General features: G+C 37.0%; 13 protein-coding genes. 4 read left to right on the forward strand and 9 right to left on the reverse strand.

Annotated features, from left to right (window positions below; all coding sequences use genetic code 11):
• Positions 1 to 80 precede the first annotated feature (80 nt).
• A complete protein-coding gene (locus tag ABMA70_RS02745; RefSeq protein WP_103217446.1) occupies positions 81 to 1,322 on the forward strand; it encodes a CinA family nicotinamide mononucleotide deamidase-related protein in 1,242 nt (413 codons plus the stop codon).
• Between the two features lie 16 nt (positions 1,323 to 1,338).
• Here ABMA70_RS02745 and ABMA70_RS02750 read toward each other — a convergent pair whose 3' ends face one another.
• The 4 genes from ABMA70_RS02750 to ABMA70_RS02765 all read right to left on the reverse strand — a co-directional run bounded on the left by ABMA70_RS02750 (position 1,339) and on the right by ABMA70_RS02765 (position 9,095).
• A complete protein-coding gene (locus tag ABMA70_RS02750) occupies positions 1,339 to 1,953 on the reverse strand; it encodes a transposase (RefSeq protein ID WP_392991680.1) in 615 nt (204 codons plus the stop codon).
• 340 nt (positions 1,954 to 2,293) lie between these two features.
• Complete coding sequence (locus ABMA70_RS02755) at positions 2,294 to 2,758, reverse strand: cyclic nucleotide-binding domain-containing protein (RefSeq protein ID WP_103217448.1); 465 nt, start codon at positions 2,756 to 2,758, stop codon at positions 2,294 to 2,296.
• Between the two features lie 44 nt (positions 2,759 to 2,802).
• A complete protein-coding gene (locus ABMA70_RS02760; RefSeq protein WP_103217449.1) occupies positions 2,803 to 3,774 on the reverse strand; it encodes a hypothetical protein in 972 nt (323 codons plus the stop codon).
• Between the two features lie 44 nt (positions 3,775 to 3,818).
• Positions 3,819 to 9,095, reverse strand: coding sequence for a hypothetical protein (locus ABMA70_RS02765; RefSeq protein WP_393022111.1), 5,277 nt, complete (start codon positions 9,093 to 9,095; stop codon positions 3,819 to 3,821).
• A gap of 368 nt (positions 9,096 to 9,463) precedes the next feature.
• Between ABMA70_RS02765 and ABMA70_RS02770 the strand changes: the two genes are divergently transcribed.
• Complete coding sequence (locus tag ABMA70_RS02770; RefSeq protein WP_392991678.1) at positions 9,464 to 14,350, forward strand: hypothetical protein; 4,887 nt, start codon at positions 9,464 to 9,466, stop codon at positions 14,348 to 14,350.
• Here the strand turns inward: ABMA70_RS02770 and ABMA70_RS02775 are convergent.
• Genes ABMA70_RS02775 through ABMA70_RS02785 form a run of 3 tightly spaced genes read right to left on the reverse strand, consistent with a single transcriptional unit; the run spans position 14,337 to position 17,130 of the window.
• Positions 14,337 to 15,353, reverse strand: a complete 1,017-nt coding sequence (locus ABMA70_RS02775; RefSeq protein ID WP_392991677.1) for a hypothetical protein — start codon at positions 15,351 to 15,353, stop codon at positions 14,337 to 14,339. The genes ABMA70_RS02770 and ABMA70_RS02775 overlap by 14 nt on opposite strands.
• Positions 15,350 to 16,435, reverse strand: a complete 1,086-nt coding sequence (locus ABMA70_RS02780) for a hypothetical protein (protein WP_103217453.1) — start codon at positions 16,433 to 16,435, stop codon at positions 15,350 to 15,352. The genes ABMA70_RS02775 and ABMA70_RS02780 overlap by 4 nt, the downstream gene beginning before the upstream one ends.
• A 23-nt stretch (positions 16,436 to 16,458) precedes the next feature.
• Positions 16,459 to 17,130 (reverse strand): hypothetical protein, encoded by a 672-nt coding sequence (locus tag ABMA70_RS02785; protein WP_103217454.1) that lies wholly within the window; start codon positions 17,128 to 17,130, stop codon positions 16,459 to 16,461.
• 334 nt (positions 17,131 to 17,464) lie between these two features.
• Between ABMA70_RS02785 and ABMA70_RS02790 the strand changes: the two genes are divergently transcribed.
• Positions 17,465 to 19,243 (forward strand): S41 family peptidase, encoded by a 1,779-nt coding sequence (locus ABMA70_RS02790; RefSeq protein WP_392991674.1) that lies wholly within the window; start codon positions 17,465 to 17,467, stop codon positions 19,241 to 19,243.
• Between the two features lie 15 nt (positions 19,244 to 19,258).
• Here the strand turns inward: ABMA70_RS02790 and ABMA70_RS02795 are convergent, their stop codons facing one another.
• Positions 19,259 to 20,086 (reverse strand): SAM-dependent methyltransferase, encoded by an 828-nt coding sequence (locus ABMA70_RS02795; RefSeq protein ID WP_103217456.1) that lies wholly within the window; start codon positions 20,084 to 20,086, stop codon positions 19,259 to 19,261.
• A 157-nt stretch (positions 20,087 to 20,243) separates the two neighbouring features.
• Positions 20,244 to 22,322 (reverse strand): hypothetical protein, encoded by a 2,079-nt coding sequence (locus tag ABMA70_RS02800; RefSeq protein ID WP_392991672.1) that lies wholly within the window; start codon positions 22,320 to 22,322, stop codon positions 20,244 to 20,246.
• Between the two features lie 353 nt (positions 22,323 to 22,675).
• Here ABMA70_RS02800 and ABMA70_RS02805 point away from each other — a divergent pair, with 353 nt between their 5' ends.
• Positions 22,676 to 23,419 (forward strand): glutathione peroxidase, encoded by a 744-nt coding sequence (locus ABMA70_RS02805; RefSeq protein ID WP_103217458.1) that lies wholly within the window; start codon positions 22,676 to 22,678, stop codon positions 23,417 to 23,419.
• The last annotated feature ends 5 nt before the right edge of the window (positions 23,420 to 23,424 follow it).

Consider the following 23,424-nt stretch of genomic DNA (forward strand, 5'->3'; position numbering starts at 1 on the left):
TCTTTCTCTATATGATAAAGTTATGTGTTAAAATAATCAGCGTATATTATAACCTATCTTGCCCAAATTAAAGGATTAACATGGCCAAAATTTCCCAAATAATCATTGGTGACGAGCTGCTAAATGCAAAAATTAATGATCTTAACCTGCAAATACTTGCAAAAGAGATCGCTCCTCTAGGCTTTGACTTCAATAAGTGCACAATCCTAGGTGACAAATTTGATCAAGTAACTCAAGAAATTAAGAAACAGGCCGCTGAGAATGACTTTCTTATCATCACAGGTGGGCTTGGGCCAACAAAAGATGACTTAACAAAATCCATTGTGGCAAATGTACTAGGTGTTGAACTCGTTGAAAACCTCGAAGCAGAAAAGATAGCAATTAGGCAATACGAAACATTTGGCAGAACGTTTTCACGTGAAGTGAGCAACTATCATATGCTGCCAAAAGATACCTCTCCTATTTATAATCCATCTGGCCTTGCTCCAGGAATTCATGCAAAGTTAGGAAAATGTGAGATTTTTTGTACACCGGGTGTTCCTCGCGAATGTCAAACGATGGTTAGAGATAGTATTGTTCCACTTCTAAAAAACCGAGCTGAAAGTGGTCACGAACTTTTTGTGTGCCGTACTCACAGCATTCCAGAAGAGACAATCTTCTTTAAGCTATGCCCTACACTTTGGGAAGATTTGGAAGAATTTGGAAAAGTTAGCTCACTTCCAATCGTCTCAGGAGTTGATATTACAATTAATCTTAGGCCACAATTTCAAAATGAAGAATCACGTCAAAGAATTAGAGATATCATTGAAGCAACAGAGTTAAAGAATAATATTTGGACTTATGGCCTTCGTACAATCGAAGAAGTTATTGTTGAAGAAGCAAAAGCGAAAGGACTCACAATTGGCTTTGCAGAAAGCTGCACAGGTGGACTGGCCAGTTCAACAATCACAAATGTATCAGGGTCATCGTCTGTCTTTTTAGGTGGAGTCGTAAGTTACGCTAATTCAGTAAAAGAAAATATTATTCACGTTAAAAATGAAACACTAAAAAATCATGGTGCCGTTAGTAACGAAACAGCAACGGAGATGGCCGCTGGTTCTCGCAAGGCCCTAGGTGTTGACATTGCAATTTCGTATACTGGAATTGCCGGCCCAGGTGGTGCGACTCCTGGCAAACCTGTTGGAACAGTATGTATCGGCGTTGCCACAAAAGATGGTGTATCAGCACAAAGATATGAGTTTCGCGGAGATCGAACTCGTTTGAAAAATAAATTCTGTCAGCAAGGTTTGATCCTACTACTTGCAAAGGTACGCGACCTTTAAGGTACGCGCCACCTTTTCAGGATTTCAACATCTTGCGATCATGAGTACTTACACTAAGTGGGATTTCAAAAACACTCCTTTTTAAAGAAGTGCTAATAATATTAGTTAAATTACTTGAAAACCTTTGTTCATAAAAAGACACCTCATCTGCATACATAAAGTGTGGCCTATAGTTTAACAAGCGAGCTTCAAAACTTGTAAAGTGTAGAGAACTATATGGATAATCAATACATCTTTCTACAATATTTACTCGAAGAGGATTTTGATAAATATAACGATATACATTTTGTAAATAGTCCTGATTGGAGACGATAGTCCACTTATAGCGATTACTGAATTTATGATTTATTACCTTAGCATTTCGACTAATTAGCTTTGAGAGTTTGAGATTAAAATACATCATAAACCTATCAATATTCTCATTAGGAGTTGTAACGAGTAAGTGATAATGATTATTCATTAAAACGAAACAATTTATTTCAACATTAACATTTTTCCGAGCATAAATTAATGCCTGCTTAGCTAAATCCCAAACATGATACATTGGTAGAGGAAAAGGAACCTTATTATTAGTTCGAGATGTTACGTGATAAGGAAACTCATTTTGTCTTATTAATTTAGGTCTAGGCATTCAAACGTTCTGACGTAACAGACATGACAAATAAATAAAAACGACAACATTTTATTTTTTAATTCAATTACGAAACTTGGTACGCGCCACCTTTTCGAGATTCTAGAAAGTTATCTATTAAAAAGGAGAAATCTTCGTCAAAAATCTCACAAGAATAAAAATTACTAATATAAAAAGATTCATTCAATAATGAATACTAATTAAAAGCAACGAAATATAAAGTTTAGGGTTAAGTATAGAAGAAATTAGAAACTAAGTGATTAAAATCTCGAAAAGGTGGCGCGTACCAAAAAGGGGGGCAGCTCAGTGAACTGCCCCTCCCCCCATCTCAGCGCTAGCTTTAGGCAGCTTTCTTAATTTCTTCCATTTCCATGATTAGGGTTGAAATTCGTTTACCTGCGCCCTGTAAACGTCCGGCCAGTAATCTTGATAGATTGAGTATCAAGAGTGAAAAGATTCGAGGATTGGTTTTGTACAGGCCGAATATGTCCGAGTAGTTCATGACGAGAACATCTGTATAATTATCTGATTGAACAGTTCCATAACGTTTATTTTCTTTAAGAAGTACCATCTCACCGAAGAGGTCTCCCTTTTTACAACGAGCAATTTCTTTATCGTCAGCATTAAAAACTTTTGCTGAACCATTTAAGATAAGGAACAACTCCTCACCACTATCGCCATGTTTAAAAACATAGTCGCCAGGTTTTAGCGTAAGCACCTTACAGTGCTCACATATTGTCATAATTTCGTTGTCATATAGGTCAAAGAATAGCGGACAACCTTTAACGATTGATAAAACACTCATTTCTCTTCTCCAAATTTAAAGTCAGCTTAAAATTCTTAGCTTTATTAAGCTACATTCTTCTTATCAGAATCAACTTTCTTAATAGGAGCGTCTTCACGCATGTATCTCTCGATACTTTGAAGAACTTTTAGTACACCTTGCATTGTACTCTGCTCCTTAGCATTACCACGTTGAAGGTGATACCAAAGGTTCTGCATTGAAGTTTCAACTTTCTTAAAAATCTTGTAACGCTTTTCCGGTAGTGGAAAAAGAGTGTTTAGGAAAGTTAAAATTAGAGAAAAGAAAATCCCCGCAATCGATGTCTTCATCGAGAAGGCAACGTTGATAACGAAACGAGTAAGGTTATCTGAAGATTTTTCAATATTATTAAAGTCAATGGCCGCAATCTCAGGAAGGGCCATGGCAATACCAATGAACGTCCCGAAAACCCCAAATACAATAAAAAGGTTTGGAAGAATATCGATCATACGTGAAGCACCATCAATAGGGATCTGTCCGTAAAGCTTAGTCCAATTTCTATCATCACTCATGATACGGTCAGTAAGCTCAGTATAATTAGGAGGAACTGTTGATTTAAAAACCGAACTCTCCCCATGAATTGAAGCAATTAGACCGTGCTTAGAACCAATATACTGGTTAAGCGAAATACTTGAACCTTCAGAGCTATCGATCTCTTTATCGATTTCTCTTTGCTGTTGTTGCATGGCCTCTTTTCCATCATAGTGACGATTTTGAATATTGGCATTATTACTGAAACGAAGAGCGTTATCAGGAAGGGCCGCATTTACTCGCCCTAGAAGATTCGACATATAAGAGTCGATATCATCAATTGGTATATTTTTTTGCTTATCATCATCAATGGCCGCATCAAGCTCGCGAGTAAAACGAGAGTAATAAGCATCATCGTCCTTACTGTGGCGATAAGCTAAGTAGCGGAATACTAGGGCACAAACTAAAAGCCCCATCATAAATTCGATAAGATATGTACCGAAAAACCCTAAAACTATCTCAATCATACGTACCTCTTTGTTAGGTCTACCAATCCTCGACTATTGGTATTCTATTTTAGTTCTGGAGACAATTGTAATAACCTCTCCATCGCTTTTGGATCATCTTTAAGTGTAAAGCTCAGCTCAACACGTTGTGACTGTTTACAACTATAGTCACCACACTTCATGTCTTCGTTTGCAAGTGGAATTGCGTAGCTTGCAGGTTTTCTCTCTTCGACGATGAAACCTTTTGGCTCAATAAGTTCAGCTGCAATCGACTCACGTTGTCTCTCAATAACCGTATCTAATAGAACTGGTCTTGAGAAACCATAACCAATCGACTTCGTCACATTTCTCATATAGAACTTATATGGATAGCTCATTCCATCACTATAGATATAGTTAGAAATTGCTAGTGCACGTCGTGACGACAGGTTTAAGTTATAGTTATACGAATAAGCTTCTGCCATCATAGGATCTAGTGCCTTACCAGCAAATAGTGGTGAAGCGTGACCTTCTACGTTGAAACTATCAAGCTGCTCTCTAACTGTATCATCAGCAAATAAAACTTCTGAGTACAGTGGGATTAGATCTTTTAGCTTCTTCTTCGCATGAACACTCAGTCTTGAAGAACCAGTTTCAAATAGTAGGTTCTTATCCATTAGAAGTGTTACGTTACCAGTTTTAGGATCAACCGCTGCATCAATATTATTATTTCTAAATTTATCAGCTAGGTTTCTCGCAATATTTGCACGTAGATTCTTCTTCTGATCTTCAACTTTCTTCGCAATTTTCTTAACTTGCTTCATGAAGTCTTTCTTATCGTTAACTTCAGCAAGACATGAGTTAAGTTTCTTATTAGCACCATCAAGCCCGTTACCAAGTTCAGTAACCTTCTTATTAAGCGCACTTGAGCCAGTCTCACAAGCATTTAGGTCTTCACCAAGAGATGCGATTTTACGGCCAAGATTTCCATTTTCATCATTCTTATTAGCAAGTGCATTTTGTAGATCACTAACTTCTTTTCCAAGTCCTGCAACCTTCCCTTTTAAGTCTTTATTTTCGTTATTAAGTCCAGCAAGCTCACCTTTTGCTTTACCAAGGGCCTCTTTAAGTCCACCGTTCTCTTTTCCAAGACCTGCAAGTTTACCTTGGGCCTTACCAAGAGCTTCTTTTAGGCCACCGTTCTCTTTTCCAAGACCAGCAAGCTCTCCCTTAGCTTTTCCAAGAGCGTCTTTTAGACCACCGATCTCTTTACCCATACCAGCAAGTTTTCCTTGTGCCTGACCAAGAGCTTCTTTTAGACCACCGTTCTCTTTTCCAAGACCAGCAAGTTCACCCTTGGCTTTTCCAAGAGCGTCTTTAAGTCCACCATTCTCTTTACCAAGACCAGCAAGTTCACCCTTAGCTTTTCCAAGAGCTTCTTTAAGTCCACCGATCTCTTTCCCCATACCAGCAAGTTTTCCTTGTGCCTGGCCAAGAGCTTCTTTTAGGCCACCGTTCTCTTTTCCAAGACCAGCAAGCTCACCCTTAGCTTTTCCAAGAGCGTCTTTAAGTCCACCGATCTCTTTACCCATACCAGCAAGTTTTCCTTGTGCCTGGCCAAGAGCTTCTTTTAGGCCACCGTTCTCTTTTCCAAGACCAGCAAGCTCACCCTTAGCTTTCCCAAGAGCTTCTTTAAGTCCACCGATCTCTTTACCCATACCGGCCATCTTACCTTTAGCTTGACCTAGGGCCTCTTTTAAACCACCGTTTTCTTTACCAAGACCAGCAAGCTCACCCTTAGCTTTTCCAAGAGCGTCTTTAAGTCCACCGATCTCTTTACCCATACCGGCCATCTTACCTTTGGCCTGTCCAAGTGCTTCTTTAAGACCACCGATTTCCTTACCCATACCAGCAAGCTTACCTTGAGCTTGTCCAAGGGCCTTCTTAAGTCCACCGATTTCTTCACCCATGCCTTTCATCTTACCTTTTGCCTGACCTAGAGCTTTCTTAAGCCCTCCATTTTCCTCAGACATACCAGCAAGCTTACCTTCAGCTTGGCCAAGTGCTTTCTTAAGGCCACCAATTTGTTCGCCCATTCCTTTCATCTTACCTTTGGCCTCACCAAGAGCTTTCTTAAGCCCTCCGTTTTCTTCTGCCATACCAGCAAGTTTACCTTGAGCTTGTCCTAGTGCTTTCTTAAGTCCACCATTCTCTTCAGACATTCCCTTAAGTTGACCCTCGGCCTGCCCTAGAGCATCTTTAAGTCCACCATTTTGTGCCATAAGAGATTTATTATCACCTTCAAGTTTACCAACCATCGCCTTAAGACGATCAACTTCACCAGCAAGACCCTTATTCTTAGCGTCCCCTTGTGCAAGTTTTGATTGAAGGTTTTTGATATCACCTTTTAATCCTTGATTGTTCTGCTGAGAACGAGCAAGGTTTGATTTAAGTCCATTAACATCATCGTTAAGACCTGCGATTTTTCCATCACGAGCGGCAACATCAGCATTAAGTTTTTTGATTTGAGAATCTTTTTGTGCTGTAAGTGAATCCATCGCTTGCGCATGCTTACCTTTTAGATCTTTAATTTGATTGTCATATGCAAGCTTCTGATCTGACTTACTTTTTTCAAATTGTTTTGTAAGATCAGTAAGTTCACGTTTGTGATCAGCGTTAAGCTTTGCAATCTGTGACTGCGCATCTTTTTTAACACCTGCTAATTGCTTTTCTTTTGACTCCAGCTCCGATTGGAACTTCTTGTTTAAATCAGCAATTTTAGACTCATATCCAGCTTTTTGTTTGGCTTCAGATTTCTTATGCATTTTCTCTAGATCAGTAATTTTCTTAGCATGATCTGAGTTAAGCTTTGCAATTGTCTCTTGTGACTTCTTGATTGTTCCAGCAAGTTGAGCTTCTTTAGTATCAAGTTCTGACTGATGCTTTTTATTAAGATTTGCAATCTGAGACTCATAACCCATTTTTGTGTCTTGTTGTTGCTTCTGGTGAGACTTTGTTAAGTCATCAACCTTCTTAGCATGATCCGAGTTAAGCTTCGCAATTGTCTCTTGTGATTTCTTGATTGTACCAGCAAGTTGAGCTTCTTTAGTATCAAGCTCAGATTGGTACTTCTTATTAAGATTTGCGATTTGAGTCTCATAACCCATTTTCGTATCTTGTTCTTTCTTCTCATAAGCTTTCGTTATATCTGTAACTTTCTTTGCGTGATCTGCATTAAGCTTTGCAATTGTCTCTTGCGACTGTTTCTTTTGTCCTGCTAATTGTTGATCTTTAGAAGTAAGCTCTGATTGGTATTTCTTATTTAGGTTAGCGATCTGGGTTTCGTAACCCATTTTTGTATCTTGTTGCTTCTTTTCATACGACTTAGTAATCGTATCTACTTTTTTAGCGTGATCAGAATTAAGCTTAGCAATCGTATCTTTTGATTGTTTAATCTGACCATCTAACTGTTGTTGTTTAGATGTAAGCTCTGATTGATGTTTCTTATTAAGATTTGCAATTTGAGTTTCATAACCCATTTGCGTATCTTGTTGCTTCTTTTCATAAGATTTAGTTAAGTCATTAACAGTCTTTGCATGATCAGAATTTAGCTTTGCAATCGTCTCTTGCGACTCTTTCTTTTGACCTGCTAATTGTTTTTCCTTAACATCAAGTTCACCTTGATATTTCTTATTAAGATTAGCAATCTGAGTTTCATAACCCATTTTAGTGTTTTGCTGCTGCTTTTCATAAGTCTTAGTAAGGTCAGCAACTTTTTTCTGGTGATCCGAGTTTAGACGAGCAATCGTCTCTTGAGAGTCTTTTTTCTGACCCGCAAGTTGCTTATCCTTTGTATCAAGTTCTGATTGAAACTTTCTATTCATATCAGCAACTTGTTTCTCATAACCTGCTTTTTGTTGCTGTTTTTGTTGCTCATAAGACTTTGTTAAGTCCGCAACCTTATTCTGGTGATCAGCATTAAGAGTTTTAATTTCATGCTCTTTTGTTGAGATGATATTTGCATACTTCTTATTTAGGTTATCAACCTTAAGCGTGTGATCTTGATTAAGCTTTTGAACTTCTTGTTGCTGTTGCTTTTTCTGTTCAACAATTTCTTTCTCTAGCTTTTCTTGGGCAATAATACGCCCTTCAATCTCACGATTGGCCTTAGCAATTGCTTCTTCATTTTTGCGCTTAACTTGTTGAAGCTCTTGAATTTTCTTTGTATCTTCTGTTACTTTTTGAAGAGTATTTGCTAGTTTTGATCTTACTTTTACAATCTCATTATTAACAAGTTTGTTTTCAGCTTGTTGCTCCTGAACTTTCTTTTGTTCAACTTCTAGCTTTGTTTCAAGCTTTGACTTAACTTGAGTAATCTTCTTAATATCTTCAGTTTGCTTAGTAATCTCTTGTTCAAGCTCTTTAAGTTTCTTTTCTTGTTGAGTTTTAACTTGCTCTACACTTGAAAGAGTTTCTTCGATTTTCTTTTTCTGCTCTTCAACTTGTTTCTTTTTCTTATCTAACTCACCAACTTTTGAGTAAAGAATATTATTCTTATCTTTTGCTTTTGCAAGCATCGAATCGCGTTCTTTAATTTGTTCTTCAAGATCAACTAATGATTTTTCTTTGAACTCTAAAACAGTTTTAATTCTCTTTTGCTCTTCTTCTTGCTCTTTAATCTTCTCTTTTGTTTGCTCAAGATTCTTAGAAAGCTTTTCATTCTCTTGAGACTTCTGCTTCATCTCTTTAACGATTTGCTGAATTTTCTTCTCAAGCTCTTTTTCTTCCTTCTTTTGACGCTCCATCATTTTTGATAGCTTATCAAGTTGGGCCTCTTTAGAACGTAGATCATCTTGATTCTTACGAATTTCCTCAAGACGCTTCTTCATTTCTTTTGCTTTTTCGTTGATTTCTTTCTTTAATTCAGTATTTTCACGAGAGATCTTTTTTGACTTATACTTTTCTTTATCAAGTTGTTGTCCAACTTTTTCAACAATTGACTCTTTCTTTGTTTGGTTCTCAACCATTTCTTCCATGATCTTTTTATTCTTTTCAAGTTTCTCAACAAACTTAGAAAGCTCGACCATTTTTTGATTGATCACGTTCTTATAATCAGTAACCTCAGTGATTGATTGCTCAATCTCATTCTTGGCCTTCATTTCTTTGATTTTTTGCTCTTTGGAAACCATTCCTTCAAGTTGTTCTTCGTGTTTCTTCTTCTCTTGCGCTTGCTGCAAAGATTTAACACCAACTTTAATCATGGCGAAAACGAACATAACTAGGAATACAACCGCAACGGTTGTAAACATATCTGAGTATGAACTCCAGATTGACCCGTCGTCTTTTCTTTCTTCTCTTTTCATAATCCTACCCTCGAACAGCTATTAGAATAGCGATTTCTAAAGTTTATTAAAGAGAATGGCCTCTAAGCCGTTTAAATTTCTGTCTATCTTAAATATTTACACGAACTTAGCTTAGTCTATGAGCATTTTTGGGGCCAAAAACCAACTTGCAAGATGAACACCAAAAGTGACAAGTATTGTGGCCAACATAAATAATTTTGGCCATTGCCAAGTATCTGAGTCAAATGCTCGGATGGATTTTAGAGATTTTCAGCTCTAACCTCCTAATAACTCATTTTATTATGATTTTACTGCGGCATATTTTAACCTTACTTTATATTAATCTTAAGTAGTTACGTGATTGAGACGATAACTATTTGGGATAGTAAATGAAGAAATACACGGAACAGTTTAAATTCATTCTGATGTTTACGCTAATGCTTATGATGGCAAGTTCATGCGTACCTCAGGCAGCTAATAATCGCTCTACATCTAGCAGTGAAAACGATGGTGTGGAAACAGAGATCAACGATCCAACGTTCGCTGATTCAAGGGCCTATATTCAATATGCAGGTAATGTCTATGATGGCGTATTTGAATTGGATAATTACTTTGATGATAAGCTGACATTAAGGGGCCGTGGAATTCATAATTATGTGAAAGTAAATCTTAATAAGACTTACTGTGCTGTCGTTAACTTCCCAGGTATTGAGAGTGGTACACCACTAGTGGCAGTTGGTTTTCCACAATACACAATTAACGTTTCAGAGAATTCAAAAGAATACTTCTTAAGATTTACTTATCGCTCAATTGATAAGTCTATTACTCAGAGCTATTGTGACAATATTGATGTTCAGTCATTTATTGTAGGTAAGGCCCTAAATTCAACGAAAGTAAAATACGATATTGATGAAATTTGTCCAACTTGTTCAAATATAACAACAACGTCAAGTTCACTTCTACTAACAACAAGTTCAGGGGATGACCTTACAACGGCCCTTGGAAATAATATTTCTTTCAAACTATTCTTCACTTATATAGGAACACCTGACACAGGAAATTTGTGTTCACAAGATTCACAATGTAGTGGAAATGGTAGTGACTACTGTTGTCTTAATGGACAATGTGTTCAGGATTTATCGGAAAAAACACAGAATATTCCAAGTACTGTTTTAAATGAGATTGATCTTAACCCATCTGCTATCTATAACTATCCAAATTACTATAATATCTGTACGACAGGTTCTGTACCTGGAACTGACCCAGATGAGGATTATACGCCAGATGAAGAAGCGGCCATACGCTTTAATCGCCTAAAGCAACTATTTCAATGTACCACTCCATTTGATGGTGAGCGAGGTATCTGTACAACAATTTATGAAGGTGCTCGTACTGATCTAGAAGAAAACTACGAGACAAATATTGATGATACAAATTTTGCTTCTACATATAAAGGAACAAAGCCTTTTGCAAACTCTGTTCATGAAGTACGTTATCAAAATGGAATCATCTATAAAGAAGGTGCTGCTATTGTTCCAGGAACAGTGACAATATCAGGAGAGAATGACAACTTAACAGATACAACAAAACTTAAAATTACAACTCCATATAGTGAGACGAATAAGTACAAGAACTTAGAGATTGATGCCTATACTGATGTTTCATGTAAACGAATCAATAACTTCCAAGCACAATGTTATAAAGTATATAAGCAGGGACAAAATGAAGGGATGGCAACAGACCACTACCCTGGTACACAACGATTCCAAATTCCTTATTATGCAAATTTAGGAAATAAGCTAGTTGTTCAAGTTGATGAAGTCACAAGAACACAGAATTCTTCATGGACACTTTCAATTGGATCAATCAATGAAGTTGTCTTTGGAGACAATTATATTGTTCAGGACTCACAGACTGTTAAGATTACATTTTATGTAGACCTTAGCACTTATCCTACCATTCTAACTTCAAAAGAAGCTGCTCAACAAGAGATTGCGACATACTGTAAATGTTCACTTTCTCAATGTGCACTAGAAGAAGTAAGAGATACAAATGACGTGGTTGTAAACTACCAATGTTACCTAGTTTCAAATCAACCACAAGCTCCTTTACAACAATCATTCTATCTCTCTGCAAAGACGGCTCCGCAAAGGTATTTTGACAGCAATGGTGTTTCTAAAAAAGACCTAACGCTTACTGATGTTATTCTTGAACCAAACCTTGCTCAAGAAGGAACAGCATTTGCCTATGCTAACGGTGATAAGTCAAAGCCAAACAATCTAACGGATTACGTTGGTTTTAGTGAGATTTATGGAAGCTTTGATCTGACAAGTACAGCTGCCAAAGCAGCAAAAGAAATCCAAGTAAATGAAGGTATAACTTATGATATCTTCGTTTCAGGTGGAAACTACTCTAGTTGTTCATCATGTGGAAATGATTACTACGCTTCAAGTTTAAAGTATCTTTCAAATGAATTTATAAATGGCCCAGCAGGATATCAACCGGACCTAACAACATCATCGCGTACGAAAACAACAAAATATCGCTCTGATGACTTTTTATTTGGACGTGCCTGTTTTGTACCAGCAACAATGCTTGCTTGGACTCATCAGCCATATGAAGATCAACAAGATCAAAGATTAAATCGCATGAAGGCACAGCACTTTATGGTTGCTAATGGCTATGATCGCGACTGGTATGGATTCAACTACGGATCTGTTATTGGATCATTTGATGGAGTCAAGTGGTTCGCAGTTGGTTCAAAAAGAAGAATTAAGGCCACAAGTAATAAACTATTCTTAGCAATTAATGCTAAGTTTGCAGATCAAACTGTTGAAAACAGCTACTCTGTAACAGTACAGGATTCAGTTATTAATGGTAGTTCAAATATTCCAACTACTGACTATGCAACAGATGGTGCAACTTGCCAGCAGGTTCATGCCTGTAACACAGATAATGAATGTGTCTCAGCTCTAGGTTGGGATTACGCTTGTGAAAATATATCAACTCTATCGTCACCTTTTCCAAATTTTGACGTTAACGGAAATGAAATCCCACAAGAAAGTGATATTGATCGTCTACTATCTTTAAGTGGAACTTTTTCTGGTGGAGTTAAAAGATGTGTATACAGAGGACGTGGAGCAGCTTGTCTACCAGAATATAATAATGTGAACAACTCGTCTCAATCTTACACGACAGTCGGTTCGAAGAGACTTCACGGTTGTTCATTCAACAATCATTGTCAGCCACTAGAAGGTGCCAATAATGAAAAGTTCAACAATCGTCTTTCTCGTAAGGCAACTTCCCTAGCATTTCAAAATGGTCAAGTTGATTCAGATGAAGATCTTGTTTCAACAGTAGGTCTTGAAGCACCAGCACTTGGCCGTCCATTTAACTATATTGGTAATGAAGCACCTAATTCTAATGCAAAGAAGAATCTACTTCTTAATAATGTTCAGGGACTATGCCTTCCTGGACGTGATGCAAATCTAGAAGATGTTGTCGTTTCAATGGATCGCGAATCAGTTCTAGTACCAGACTTTATTGGGAATATGGGGAACACTGTTACAGATCTACAAAATAATGTGAATCTTAATACTTACCTAAGCTGTCCAACTTTCGATACGACAGGAGACTATGTTGCCTTTGACCGCATTAATAATGTAAGTACAAGAACATCTGACTTACAACTTCTTTCTCGTTCTCAAAACCTGAGTACTTACTTCTTAGAGATTTTTAATGGACTGACAAATAATAATTTACTGAAAGATCTTGAAGATGAAGATGCACCATATGTTGACTCACAGGCACTACCTGTTAATGCATGTCTAAGAGCACCAGGTTCAACTTGTTTTACAGATTTAGATTGTTCAGCTTCTAAATTTGTAACAGATAATACAAAAGGTGTATCAATCGATGATCTAATCACGGCCACAAGTCAGTATGAACTTTCTTTCTGGCAAACAGAACAAGTATGCTCACAACCAGCACGTGTTGGTGATGATGACTATGACATAAGAAATAATCGTTGCTGTACTCAAATGGGAAATACATTTAAAGTCCCTACTCTTGATATCTTTGGAAGACCAATTTCAAATGATTCAACAATCACAAATAGTGATGGTGTTGATCTTACAAGAGTACCTGGAGCAGAAATTGGAGCAAAAACTTCGACACGCTTCTCAGGAAATGTTCTAACAGAGTATGAGAGAGAAACAGACGGGCTAAACACAATGACGATGGCCACAAAGGATGCAGGAATTCCAGAAGCTAGTGCCTACTCACAATTTAAAGCACTTTCAACATATGGAAAGAAAATGTGCTGTAGCGAAAACTGGGTTCGTAGTTTCAATAAAGAAGTTAATGGTGGTGGCCATGAGTGGGGACCAAATAAAATGCAAGCACACGGCCAGGACTCACTTGAAGATTTCAAATGTTACAACTACGCTGATCAGTCAAAGCAAAACTGTAGTGCAACTCAAGCGCAAAATACATCAAGTTGTTCTTTAGTAGATATTCCAGACGCAATCGGTGAAGATATCACAAAGTGGCTTGGATATTTCGAACTAACAGGTATTCCAAATATTGTTATTAAAGATCATATCTCAGGTGTAGTTGATATGAGTGATAACAAGTGTAGTAAACCTATTTACCGCGATGATACAGCAGCTCCTGAATATGGTGTTGACGGTTATATGATTGCAGATACTCTTGACTACGAGCCACTATCAAAAGCTAACGAATTTAAGCCAGTATTTGAAAGTGATGAGTTTGCTTGTTGTATGCCAGCGGGAACACAGATGCAGGCCGGTGATGATGCAAATCTATGTTGTACAGGTTATATCAATCCGCAAAATAACAAGTGTCAGCTTAAGAATTATTCGAACGTATCAGCATATACAAATCGTTTTGTATCAAGTGAGCTTCAAAATCTACCAGACTCAGATTTTGAACCACTAACAGGACATATGAAAGATCGTGAAAAGTTAGCAATCGTTGCATGTCAGCAGAGCATGTGTGCTGATGGATATGTTGGTTTTGGTCTTGCTCATGGGCAGTATGGACTTCCAGAAGAGACACTGGCAGATGCAGATGCCGCTGGTGTTGGTAACGTTAAGCGATTCATGCAAAACACAGACAATGATAATGAATTAGGTCGAGTGGATTATTTCCTAGAAGGTCTAAAGTGGAATGCACACGTGTATTGTCTTCCGGCCAACGTGGCTGCTGAGCTACAAGGCTCAACACCAGCTGTTCAAGTTCTTAACTGTAATTAAATTTAATATCAGCAATAATCTTAGCGAGGAGTGCCTTGGCCGCTCCTCTATTATCTTTTGCTATATAAGGATGAATTTTTAAGCTGAGACTTAATTGGCCATTAAACTCCATTGCAACAATTCCTACTGGAAAATTTTTAGATCCAGGAGTCGTTGCAAACCACACTTCATCTTGACCAAGAGATTTATAACTTTCATCACTAACATCCCAGGCGCCAATATTAGAGAATGTTCCAAGCCAGAAATTTTTAGTCGCTGAGTTTCGTGAAAGTTTTGCCATGTAATTACGGCCAAATAAAACACCAATATGATGAACCCACCATAGGCCAATGTGATTTAGAGTTTTTACTTTTTGCGAAAAGCCATTTCTAATTTCGTTATAATCAGAGTTCGAATTTAAGCGTAGTTGAACAAAAGAAGTATGATTCTCGTAAGGACTCTTCTTATTTACAATCCCTCTAATATTAATTGGCAGAAGCCATGAGTATCTTAACTCTTGTGCATCATCTTTTATGAGAGAAAAAACGTGGTGATTAATTAATTCTAGAAGAACAACATTTTGCGAAAGTTTCTTCTCCTTTAAGAAATCATTAAAGGCCTTAGTTTCCCCATGGTTAAGAACGCCTACCTCAAATTCATAATTATCCTTAGGCCTATTATCATTTTTCTCCTTCCACTCAGGAGCACTTGCAGGTGAAATATCCTTTGCTTTTAAAGCAAGCATCAGATGTTTCCAAAAAGATATTTTCTTATGATAATTAGAATAGACTGGAGTTCTCTTTGCTCCAAGCTGAGTTAAATAATAAGGAATTGAGGCACTTCCATCCATCAGAGAATGAGAGTATTCAAAGTACTCAGGTGAAAGAAGATTACCGTCATGCCACTTAGCACGGCCAATCACACATTGATCGTTCTCTCCCCTTTCTTTTAATAATTCATACCAAACACCTACCCAGTCACGGCCAAAGTAACGTTTAGAAATAATATTAAAAGGCCATATCACAGAAGACTTCCTTCAAAACGAAAAGATCTCTTAGGCCATAGGCCCTGATTCTCATCACTGTGAATTTCAAACATATGTCCTGTGCTTTCCACAACAACGCCGTCAATTAGTGGCGAGAAGTGAATCTCATCCTGTCCCGTATATAAGTTACAGATATGATAATGACTCAACAGATGTGAATCTTTTAAATATTTAATCATAGCTGATATGATATCTTTTTTTGTATCGTTACTCATAGCAGACTTAAAACAGAGGTATTGAACCTCTAAGGTTTTTAAAATACCATTATCAACTTTGGGCCTTCCCATCATTTCAACAATATTAGTTAAAAACTTCTTTGCAAACTTTAAGTTATATAGCTTGTAAGATCGTCCAAGATCGCGATTGGCAATCATAAAGATTGAGACTAAATCACTGCCATCAAATACACCGTAATAGGCATTACCTTCTTGATCATCGAGTTCCTCCATAAGGTCTAACTCATGGGCCTCTTGTGTATAGAAAGTTGAAAAATCAGAAAAAGGGATTTCTCTTACATCAAAAAACGTTGGATTAAAGACTGCAGGAATCACAACAGAATAGACGTGATAATTATTGATATAGCGGTAGTTATAACCTCGCCCTCCCTTTGTTAAGGAAGCTATGGCCTTTTCATTATCCGATAAGATCGCGGTGTAGGCCATTTCACATCGAAGATCTTCGGCCAATTTAGGAAGAGCAGCAATGACATCAGCAAAACATTTGCGCCACTGTACCTTTGCTCTTCTTCCTCCTTGAGGAGAAACTCGTAAATCACAAAAATATGCAACAGGTCGATAGTCACCATCGATAAATCGTAAGTGTCTTACAATTGTACCAACACCACAAATACTTAAGTCTTCATTTAGAAATAAGAAGGTCCAGAAATGGTTTCCTTTTCTTTCGTAAAACTTGAAGAAGTCACTGCCACGATCAAATGACAATGCTTCATCACCAGTTTCCATATGAATATCTTTATAAAAGTTTAAGATCCCTTCGTTATCTTCTTTAGTCGCCAGCCTAATATGTGAGTAAGGGGCAACGACCTCTTCCAAGGTCAACATACAAACGCTCCTTGCTAGCCAGACTAGCTATAAGATTTAACTTTTTTAATTGAGCGAGCTTTTAGTAGTCTCTTTAAAAGGAACATTACGATGCGACCAAATGATAAGTGGACATTCATCATTGTTCCATACTCAATAACTTCATCATCAGGCTCACTCATACCAGGTAGCATTTTAGTATAGCCTTTATAAAGTCTAAACGGGCGTATTGTATTATAGATCTCACCAAGTTTTGGCTTGGCACTTGAGTATGCATAAATATAAAAGTTACGTCCCATGCGTGATGCTTCAATATACATCATAAGCCAGAAGTAAACTCCTAGCAGTCGACAACGTTGATAGCGTGACATCCAAAGTGCTGTGGCTTCGAATAAATCATTTTCAAAATCTGGAACATCTTTTTTTAATTTTGCTAGGGCATCATCAGGTAAACTTTTTACGACACGAGAATCACTACCTAGTGCGAAAGTAAAACCACCACACATTAGCCCGTGTTTATTAAACAGAGCAAATGTCTTATTTCTAGCAAGAAAATCTAAAGGAAATTTAACACCAATTCTTTGGTAAGCGAGTTGTTGAAACTCTTGTAATTCATCAAGTTCGTTAATGCATCTTAGTTCCGAGCGATAAATACGCTTAACTCGGCGCCCCGTTCCAACAATAACACCTGGCAAAACAGCTAATTGTCTAATCATTACTCTCTCCTGTTAGAGTTGATGGGGACATCTTAGGAATAAGCTTAAGCATCAGTAAAATCTCAAAAGATTATTAAAATTTCCCCAATTTCATCCTGCGCACTAATAATACCTATAAAATTGCGCGCTTAGAAAGGGCCAAGAGAAATCTTATTCAATTTCTAACAACATTTTTGGCCATTTCCGTCAAAAAAATATTATTTGCAATAATTATTAGTGTCATAGTGCTACCTTTCGAATTTGTACAAGTGTGAATAATTTCAATAATTAATGCCAAGTACCATGACTTGCGCAGGCCTCATTGCTATTTTTCTCCATTCACAAAAGGAGCCCAATGAAGACAATAATGTCCCTACTACTATTAAGTTTCATGGCCGTTTCAAGCTATGGAATGCAAATTAATAAATCTGCTTTTTCTGGCAAGAATTTCTGGTACATCGATCAAATCGATCGAGTTGAGATTATTACAGATCTATACAAGCAAACAAAAGCTGAATACGCCCTGTGGGAAGTGAAGAAGAAGCGCATCGGTGTTGACGGAGATAAGATATTTAAAGAAGCAATTGAAGCTGAACAAACAATTGCTGACGTTGATGATGCTGTTTCACAAGCAAGAAGTAATATGGAGTTCTACGATCGTGCAAGAAAGTTAATTGCTAACTTTCAAGATACACACTTTGGACTAAGTACTCATATTGCAGCTCCATGGATTGTATCAGGTTTTAATACAAAGTTAGTTGAAGCTAGCGGAAAAGTAATCATTGCCTCAAAATACGGTAAGGTTATTGAAAAATCAGTTATTGAAACACAAAACTACTACATTAATAAGATCGAATTAGGTGATGAGCTAATCAGTGTTGACGGTGTAAAAGTAAGTGATGCAATTGATGCACTTATGCCTTACATTGACGCATCAAGTCCTGCCTTTGCAAGATCAAGAGCTGCTGCAATGTTAATTGAGCGCTACTTTCTATTTCCAACAAGGCCATATTTTGACATTGAATTTAGAAGTGCAAAAACACAGGAAACTCACAAGGTTCGCCTACCTCTATACTACTCTGGTGATACTAGTATCGTAAGAAAGAAAGATATTTCATTCTACCTTGATCAAAAAGGTTTCTTAAAATTAAAAGAGCTTCGTTTTAAATGGGATAATCAACAGAGAACTTTTGTAAAAGACACAAGTCTAAAAGTCGATACTTTACCAGAAGGCCTTCCAAAAGGTGCTATTGAATTAGAAAACTGGACATCAGCAAATGGTGGTGGAAGCCCTATCGTTCACTCTGCTCTAATTCTTAAAGATGCAAAAGCATATGCTTATATGCAGGTAAACTCTTTTTCAGTATCAACAGTATACTTTAAAGGTGAGCAGCTTTCTTTTATCGAAGCACTTAGAAAAAATATTAAATTCTTTAAAGCACAAAACTTAGACCTTATTTTAGATATTAGAAATAATGGTGGTGGTAATGGTGGCTACCCTGCTCAACTTCTTTCTATGCTAACAGAAGCAGATAAAACATACCCAAATGCTACTTGGGCCTCAGCAGTTACTCGTTATATGAGACAACTAATTGAGTACTACGGTGTTGAAGAAATCTTTAAAGACATTGATGGAAGTGATTGGACAATGCAATCTGATGCATTCTTTGAAGCTGCAAGTGAAGGAAGAATGCTTTCTCGTGCAACTCAGAATATTGATATTACAGCTGACCCACAAGTAGGTGGATATGATGGAAAGATCGTTGCTCTAGTTTCACCAAATTGTATTTCAGCGTGTGATATTACAAGTATTCTACTGCAAGGCTCGAAAAGAGCGAAATTAATAGGTACTCATGCAAACGGTACTGGTGCAGGATACCGCTCAAATGACGTGTATAACACGCAATTTAAGGACCGCTATAACGTGTTTTCAACACAGATCCCAAATATGCTATTTGGATACGGTGTTGAAGGTCACCAATTTGGTAATCTCTTAGGAATTGACTCTGCTTATGAGTTAAATTCTGAAAACGTTCCAGTTCAGGCCGATATTAATTATGTTGAGACAAAGAAAGACTTAACTAATTACATGTCAGGTTGGATTGAAAAAGCAATTGAAGTTTTAAACCAATAAAAAACATAGGCCACGCTATTTGCGTGGCCTTATAAACATTCCGATTTCTCTTCGATGCGAAGGAAGATGACAGACAGAGACTTCATACTTCTTATCAGCAGTAAATACCTTTATCCAATCATCAACCTTTTTAAGATCATTAATTACAGGTGTCTTAATAGTTAAGAAAGCACCTTTAATATTCTTATAAAAGTCCATTATACGACGCGACTGATTCGTATTTAAATCTCCATTCAAGTTTAAATCTGAAATGAGCCAGTCACAGTGCTTTGGTAGCTGTGCCCTAGTCACATCAAAGACACTCTTTTTAATATGTGAGAATTGATCTCCAAATTTTTCTGAAATAATTGGATCCATAAGCGCCGGATCAACTGAGACAAGCTTGGCCCCTTTTTCGAGGACATAGTATGAGATTCCACCTGGAGCACTTCCTATTTCCACAATCTGATCTTGCGCACTAATCTCTTCTTTATAAAGCCTGAATGCTTGGCACGCCTTATGATAGGCCCTAGCAGGAACCTCATCAGAAATTTCACTCTCCGTTAAAGAGAAGGTATCGACAGGAGTGATAATAGTATCAAAGTGCCAAAATTGATTTTCCCCCACTCGGATATACTCACCATCAAGAGGGATCTCATTATATTTATCGATAAAAGTCGCCTGTCTACGTGCAAAGGCAACAGGCTTTTTAATAAGCTGTGTTTCGTAATTATCTGGCCCCTTCATGCTAACAAACTCTTTGTTAGAAAAGCTTAGGTGAAGCTTGGGGTGCTTTAGCTTAATTTCTTCTAAAAGAAGATCTTTAAGTTTTGGATGATAGAAGAATAAGTAAAATGTGTTCATAAAAGCTATAGTAGCATGAATAGATAGCTTGGGATAGAACAACTGGCTTCTTAATAGAATTCTAATAAATAGGCATCTTCTCGATTTTTAAAAATGTGGCATAAAATGCCAAGAAATTGGGACGCCCAAAACAAGGGCGTCCACAACGTTATACATCTTATAAGGATGCTGGTGATCTTAGATTTTCTTTAATTTGAAACTGCGTAAAAATATTCTCTTTATTAACACCTTCAGAGTAGAAGTTTTGATAAGGAATATTCCCATTTAAATTTGCACTTACACTACCTTTATTAGGATGTGATCCAAATAGACGTGTCAAAAGATGATCATTTTTAATCTGATTATTTACATTATATGCAATATCTTTAAAACGCCACAGCGGTAGTTCATGCTTATATTTTGCAAATAACTGTTTAGAACCAATTTCCATACATGCTGCAATCATTGACCTTCTCTTAGATGGCCTAAAAATATATTTCCAACGATACTTCTTCTCACACTTCTTTTTAATCTCAGAAGTGTAATTGCCAGTCGACCACTCCTTTAAAAAGTCTGCATACGAGTCATATAATTTATGACGACAGCTACTAAATAGTGAGCGAAGCTTCACGAAAATATTTTTCGATTTTCCTCCACACGCTTCTTTGAAGACATTGTAGATTTCATCTGAATTACGATTTAAAAAATTAGCTATATTTGAATTATCCATCGTAATAGTTGATGTAAATTCCGCCGGAGCTCGGACTTGATAATTATCAAACATCGAGACAAAGTTTCCATAGCTATTTGTACGGGCCCTAACAAGATCCCTAATTTTATCTTCTGTCTTTGACACTGCCCAACTAAAGTCCTTATTAACCTTACTTTGCTGATCAAAAGTCATCGTAAATACGTTACTGCTGAAGATATCAAAGTCTCGTCTAGCATGAATCAGTTCTTCTTCTGACTGATAATTTATATTCACTTTCTTCGATTCAACACGGTCATTAGAAACTAATTGATCGTAACCAATAAGCTTACCTAAGACGGCCCCAAGTAATTTAGAGAAAATATTTTGAGTATAAGATAGTCTTTCATAACGATGAGAGAAGAATTTATAAACTCTCCCATCCTTAACAACCTCAGTTGACTCAGTTTGAGAGTTCTTTACTCCACCAATGATGAAAGCAAGATACTTCGATTCTTTTAATTCCTTCTTACGGTTTTCATAAGAAGTAATATTACTCGCAAGTGTTGAGTAATTAAATTTACCAAAACGCACAACGCCTTTAAGCTCATTTAATTTCTCACTATTGTTTAAATCATCAACATATAAAGACATATATGCTTTATATGACTTCTCAAAGCTATAATTAAAGTCATAACGAAATAAAGTAAGTCTAATTAGATTTAAGAAATCGGCCATTAAAGTAATATTGGCACCTGCAGAGATTAACTTTGAATCCTCAGCGCTTAATCGAATCATCTCATTGGCCTTAGCATTATCAGCTGGCCCTAGACGTTGAATCTCAACAGTTGATTTTCTTTCGTACTTTGCAAGAGCACCAGCAGCGACACCAATTCCTTGATAAGAAGCAGTGGCGGCTGCACCAGCAGCAAATGTAAGCGCATCTTCCTTTTTGATAAAATCATAATCACCAAGTTTAGAAAAATTCTCCGGCCTTAAATACTTATACATAAAGAAAAGTCGATCAAATTTTGTTTGGAGTGCATCTTCAACATTGTCAGCAAAGTGATTAAATCTCATTGTTCTCTTTAGGGAAAGATTACTATAAGACTTTAAGACAGATGGAGATATATTAATGATCCCCTTTTGTTGTAGTGCACTTAAGAAGTTTCTAGCTGAAATTTCAATAACCATCTCATCATTAACGAGGTAGCGATCTTCATCAAATAAGGAAGGTGCCGCACTTCGGTTAAAGAGAACTTTAAAACCATGAAAATCTCCAGCATGTCGCCAACCGACAAGATTAACTCCACCAAAGAAGCCATTGGCATCATGACTTAGACGATCACCTATTGCCTGATAATTGGCCTGGTAATTATCATAGATTTGTCGGTAAATTGGCGAGATATCGGCCAAGTCCGTACTTGAAAATTCTGTTTCTAATTTATGATTATCAACCGAAAAATTAGAAAAAGTAACAGGTTCAACGACATCATCTTGCGCAAGAGCAATCGACGTCTTTGTATTAAATAAAAATGTGAAAATTAAGAGAATAAGTGTTTTCTTCACTCTGTCCTCTGTATTACTTTTTAAGTTCACCACGTCCCCCTTTAGTGATTACCCAATACCCAAGGCTCACTAGCGGAAAAGAAACGGGAACGAACGTGCAATACAGATTCTTTTAGCCTAAAAGGGATTCTACGTTCATTATTCGACACGATGCAAGAAATTCTTATTATTTATTGTCATTCATCAAGTTTTGAATAGTTACCCAGAATTTTTAATAGATTTTGCTTATCTTAAGTTAATTTTAATTTAATAGAATTATTAGGAGATAGTGCCGATAATAAAGACAAGACAAAAGTGATGACCTATTGTTATGGTCAACTTAAGTAAACTAAACAAAAACAAGGAGAATTATAATGGCATTTGAAAGTATTGATGGAAAGCAGGTTCCAAAGACTTCTTTTAAAATTTTTAAAGATGGTGGCCTAGTTGACCTAACATATGATGAAGTATTTAAAGGTAAGCGAGTTGTGGTTTTTTCACTACCTGGTGCATATACACCAACGTGTTCATCAACTCACCTTCCTCGTTACAATGAGCTTGCTGGTGCAATAAAAAAAGAAGGTGTTGATGCTATCTACGTCCTATCTGTAAATGATGCATTTGTTATGGATGCTTGGATACAAGATCAACATGCAGATGAAATTGGTGTCTTACCAGATGGAAATGGTGAGTTCTCTAAAGGAATCGGACTATTAGTAGATAAGTCTGATATTGGATTTGGGGCAAGAACTTGGCGCTACTCGATGGTGGTAAATGATGGTGTTGTTGAAAAATCATTTATTGAACCTGATAAACCAGGTGACCCGTTTGAAGTGTCAGATGCTGATACAATGCTTAAGTACTTAAACCCAGAAGCGAAAGCACCAGAGGCAATTGCTATTATCACACGTCCAGGTTGTCCACACTGTCACCGCGCTAAAGAGCTTCTAACAGAAAAAGGGCATAAGTATAACGAGATCATACTTGGGCAACATACTTCTAACCAGTCACTATTTGCTATCACTGGGCAAACGAAGGTTCCACAAATCTTTATCAATGGAGAAAGAATTGGTGGACGAGATAAATTAGAAGAATTAAATGAGCAAGGAAAGCTTTAAATAAC

Source organism: Halobacteriovorax sp. XZX-3, from assembly GCF_043196495.1.
Classification (GTDB): Bacteria; Bdellovibrionota; Bacteriovoracia; order Bacteriovoracales; family Bacteriovoracaceae; genus Halobacteriovorax_A.

Excerpts from the sequence above, each read along its gene's own strand:
- ABMA70_RS02745 (WP_103217446.1), top strand. The coding sequence starts at position 81 with ATGGCCAAAATTTCCCAAATAATCATTGGTGACGAGCTGCTAAATGCA.
- ABMA70_RS02750 (WP_392991680.1), bottom strand. The coding sequence starts at position 1,953 with ATGCCTAGACCTAAATTAATAAGACAAAATGAGTTTCCTTATCACGTA.
- ABMA70_RS02755 (WP_103217448.1), bottom strand. The coding sequence starts at position 2,758 with ATGAGTGTTTTATCAATCGTTAAAGGTTGTCCGCTATTCTTTGACCTA.
- ABMA70_RS02760 (WP_103217449.1), bottom strand. The coding sequence starts at position 3,774 with ATGATTGAGATAGTTTTAGGGTTTTTCGGTACATATCTTATCGAATTT.
- ABMA70_RS02765 (WP_393022111.1), bottom strand. The coding sequence starts at position 9,095 with ATGAAAAGAGAAGAAAGAAAAGACGACGGGTCAATCTGGAGTTCATAC.
- ABMA70_RS02770 (WP_392991678.1), top strand. The coding sequence starts at position 9,464 with ATGAAGAAATACACGGAACAGTTTAAATTCATTCTGATGTTTACGCTA.
- ABMA70_RS02780 (WP_103217453.1), bottom strand. The coding sequence starts at position 16,435 with ATGTTGACCTTGGAAGAGGTCGTTGCCCCTTACTCACATATTAGGCTG.
- ABMA70_RS02785 (WP_103217454.1), bottom strand. The coding sequence starts at position 17,130 with ATGATTAGACAATTAGCTGTTTTGCCAGGTGTTATTGTTGGAACGGGG.
- ABMA70_RS02790 (WP_392991674.1), top strand. The coding sequence starts at position 17,465 with ATGAAGACAATAATGTCCCTACTACTATTAAGTTTCATGGCCGTTTCA.
- ABMA70_RS02795 (WP_103217456.1), bottom strand. The coding sequence starts at position 20,086 with ATGAACACATTTTACTTATTCTTCTATCATCCAAAACTTAAAGATCTT.
- ABMA70_RS02805 (WP_103217458.1), top strand. The coding sequence starts at position 22,676 with ATGGCATTTGAAAGTATTGATGGAAAGCAGGTTCCAAAGACTTCTTTT.